Origin of the sequence: Plantactinospora alkalitolerans (assembly GCF_015690345.1) — a bacterium.
Classification (GTDB): domain Bacteria; phylum Actinomycetota; class Actinomycetes; order Mycobacteriales; family Micromonosporaceae; genus Plantactinospora; species Plantactinospora alkalitolerans.
In genome coordinates this window covers 1-3,361 of the sequence record NZ_JADPUN010000416.1, presented here as the reverse complement: position 1 = coordinate 3,361, position 3,361 = coordinate 1, and the positions used below count along the sequence as shown (strand labels likewise).

The 3,361-nt window shown below is 69.3% G+C and carries 2 protein-coding genes; one reads left to right on the top strand and one right to left on the bottom strand.

What is annotated here, in order from left to right; translation table 11 throughout:
* Nucleotides 1-64: 64 nt before the first annotated feature.
* Nucleotides 65-1,462, bottom strand: a complete 1,398-nt coding sequence (locus I0C86_RS40370) for an extracellular solute-binding protein (protein ID WP_196206595.1) — start codon at nt 1,460-1,462, stop codon at nt 65-67.
* A gap of 365 nt (nt 1,463-1,827) precedes the next feature.
* Between I0C86_RS40370 and lanKC the strand changes: the two genes are divergently transcribed.
* The coding region (gene lanKC, locus I0C86_RS40365) for a class III lanthionine synthetase LanKC (protein ID WP_196206594.1) at nt 1,828-3,361 on the top strand (1,534 nt) is incomplete at its 3' end.

Sequence of the window (3,361 nt, the reverse complement as noted above, 5' to 3'; positions counted from 1 at the left end):
GACCAGCGGTGCGCCCGGCGGGTCCGGGCGAGCCGCTGGTCCGTCCGGCGCCGCGGAGGTCCGGTCAGGAGGTGACGTTGTCCGCGCCACCGACCAGACCCTCCAACTTCTTCTGGTACGCCGCGGCCGCGGCGTCCGGCGCCGTGCCGCCGACCACCGCCGCGGTGGCCTCCTGGAGCGCCACCGACACCTGTGGATAGACCGCCAGCGGCGGGCGGGCGGCGGTGATCGGCAGGATCTTCTCGGCCACGAACCGCAGCATCGGATCGCCGGCCAGCACCTCGGTGTTGACGTCCGTCCGGGCGGTGAGCCGGGGTACGTCACCCAGCTCGGCCTTCACCGCCTCCGCCGAGTGCATGAAGCTGAGCAGCTCGAACGCCTGGTGCGGGAACTTCGAGTTCGGGTTCAGCGTCCGTACGCTGCCGCCGGACATGCTCACGAAGTCCTGGCCCCGGATGCCGGCACCGGGCGTCCTGGCCGGAATCAGCGCGTACCCGACCGCGCTGTCCCGGTCGGCCATCTTGGAGATTCCGGCCTTCGGCTCGATCACGCTGCGCCAGAAGTAGTCGCCCTCGCCCAGGATGCCGATCTTGCCCTCGGCGAACCGCTGGAACGACTTGTCCCGCCCCTTGGCCTCCTGCTGCAACAGCGGGTCGCCGAGCCCACCGCCGTAGACCTTGGCGTAGAAGTCGAGCATGTCCCGGGTCGGCTGGCTGGCGCCGGTCCACTTGCCGTTCACGAAGACCTCGCCGCCGGCCCCGGCCAGCAGCGGCAGCGCGCCCTGCATGCTGGTCGCCTCGCCCATCGCCGTGCCGGCGTTGATCTGGATCGGGGTGACCCCGGGAAGTGCCTTGAGCTTCGCGCCCGCGTCGAGGATCTCCTGCCAGCTGCGCGGTTGCCACTGCGCGGGCAGACCGGCCTGGGCGAAGAGTTTCCTGTTGTAGTACAGCACCCGGCCGTCGGTGCCGATCGGGATGGCGTACCGCTTGCCCTCGAAGCTGCCCAGTCCCTGCACCGTCTCCGGGATCTGGGCCCAGCCCTCCCAGCCGTCGGTCTCGGCACCGGCCACCTCGGACAGCGGCTTCAGGTAGCCGGCCTGGGCGAACTCGCCCACCCAGATGCCGTCGATCGAGATCACGTCGCTGCCCGACCTGGCCCGCAGGTCCAGGGCGAGCTTGGTCTTGTACTGCTCGTCGTCGACCCCACTGGGTACGAAGGTCACCTTCGCGGTGACGCCCTTGGCCTTCTGCGCCTCGATGAACTTCGGGATCACCCAGTTCTGGATCCAGTCCGCACTGCGGGAGTTCTTGCCACCGGCGATCGCGTTGTCGCTGATGGTCAGGGTGATGTCCTTGGCGTCCCTGCCCGCCGGCCCTCCGGAGTTCCCGCAGGCGGTGGCGGCCAGCACCACCGTGGCCACTGCGGCGAGCGCGCCGGCCGTGCGGGTGCGTCGAACTGACATGTCTGCCTCCCTTCGGAACGTTCGATCTCGAAGAGACTCATCTTTGGCAGGATGTCATGACAGCCTGACGACGTAAATAGATCTTTACGAAATCCGCCGGCAACCCGGGATCGATCCGACGGAGGGTCCGCCGGCCCCGGACGATCCGGAGTAGACCTCGCTCAAGCATCGGTCGTTCGTACATCCGGATATAGCCATATAGATAGCTGTCAAGCGTCTTCCGGCCCTGACATTTGTCATAAGTACCCGTGCACGACGCACCTTGGGGGATGACTTAACACACTAGTAACACCTCGGGGCCGACCAGGAGACTCGGATGCATCGATGAAACACGGTCGCTCAGCGACACCCGAGGAGCCGCGACGATGGATGAACGCTACGACGCGTACTGCGCAGTCGATCCGCTGTTCTACGATTCGCTCACCAACGTCTCCGCCGTCGCCACCGGGTTCGCCGCCGCCGACCGCCCCCTGCCGACGGGCTGGGAACGCGAGCCGAACGACGACTGGCTGATCTACGGTCCCGAGGACGGCAAGCTCCCGCAGCAGGGTTGGAAGATCCACGTTTCGGCCTGTCTGGACAACGCGGAGCGGGTCCTGGAGACGGTGTGGGACTACTGCGTACCGCGCGGAATCTCGTTCAAGTTCCTCCGCGGCCCCCGGATGCTGCTGATGCGCAACTCGAAGTACGCCCGCCGGGGCTCCAGCGGCAAGTTCGTCACCATCTACCCCCGGGACGAGTCCGAACTCGAACTCGCCTGCAAGGAACTCGCGGACCGGCTGGACGGCGAGGCGGGACCGTACATCCTGAGCGACCTGCGTTACGGCGCCGGCCCGGTCTACGTCCGCTACGGCGGCTTCGCGGCCCGCTACTGCGTCAGCGGTGACGGCCAGGTGGTGCCGGCCGTCGAGGACGAGCGCGGCACCCTGGTACCGGACCGGCGCGACCCGGTCTTCCACGTACCGGCCTGGGTCGACCTGCCCGAGTTCCTCGGCCCACACCTCGCCGCCCGCAACGCGACCACCACCACCGACCTGCCGTACCGGATCGAACGGGTGATCCACTTCTCCAACGGCGGCGGACTCTACGTCGGCCGGGACACCCGCACCGACACCCAGGTCGTGCTCAAGGAGGCCCGTCCACACGCCGGCCTGGACGCCACCGGCACGGACGCCATCACCAGGCTGACCCGCGAGGCCGACGTGCTGCGCCAGCTTGCCGACGTGCCGCAGGTGGCCCGGGTCCACGACCAGTTCGTCCTCGGCGACCACCACTTCCTCGCCCTGGAGTTCATCGAGGGCCAGGCACTCAACAAGGTGCTCGTCGAGCGGTACCCGCTGATCGACGCCGACGCCACCCCCGCCGAACTGGCCGGGTACACCGCCTGGGCGATGCGGATCCACGAGCAGGTGGAGCAGATCATCGACGCGATCGCCGACCACGGCATCGTCTATGGCGACCTGCACCTGTTCAACGTGATGGTCGGCCCCGACGACCGGGTCACCCTGGTCGACTTCGAGGTGGCCGCCCCGGTCGCCGACGCGAGCCGCCCCGCGCTCCGCAACCAGGCCTTCGCCGCGCCGCGCGACCGGACCGGCCTGGCCGTGGACCGGTACGCCCTGGCCTGCCTGCGGCTGGCCCTGTTCCTGCCACTGACCCAGATGGTCCGGCTGGCCCCGGCCAAGGCGGCCCACCTCGCCGACGTCATCGCCGCGCACTTTCCGGTGCCGCGCGACTTCCTCCTTCCCGCCGTCGCCGAGATCAGGGGAGACGCCCCGGTCGGCACCGTCGCCGCCGAGTCCGGCGCCGCCGAGCCTCGCGGTGCCGGTGCCGGAAGCGCCGTCGCCGGTGCCGGAAGCGCCGTCGCCGGACGCGCCGGAATCCGGCGGAGTGGCACGG

What these genes read in the sequence shown, in the direction of transcription:
- I0C86_RS40370 (WP_196206595.1), bottom strand. Translation starts at nt 1,462, where the DNA reads ATGTCAGTTCGACGCACCCGCACGGCCGGCGCGCTCGCCGCAGTGGCC.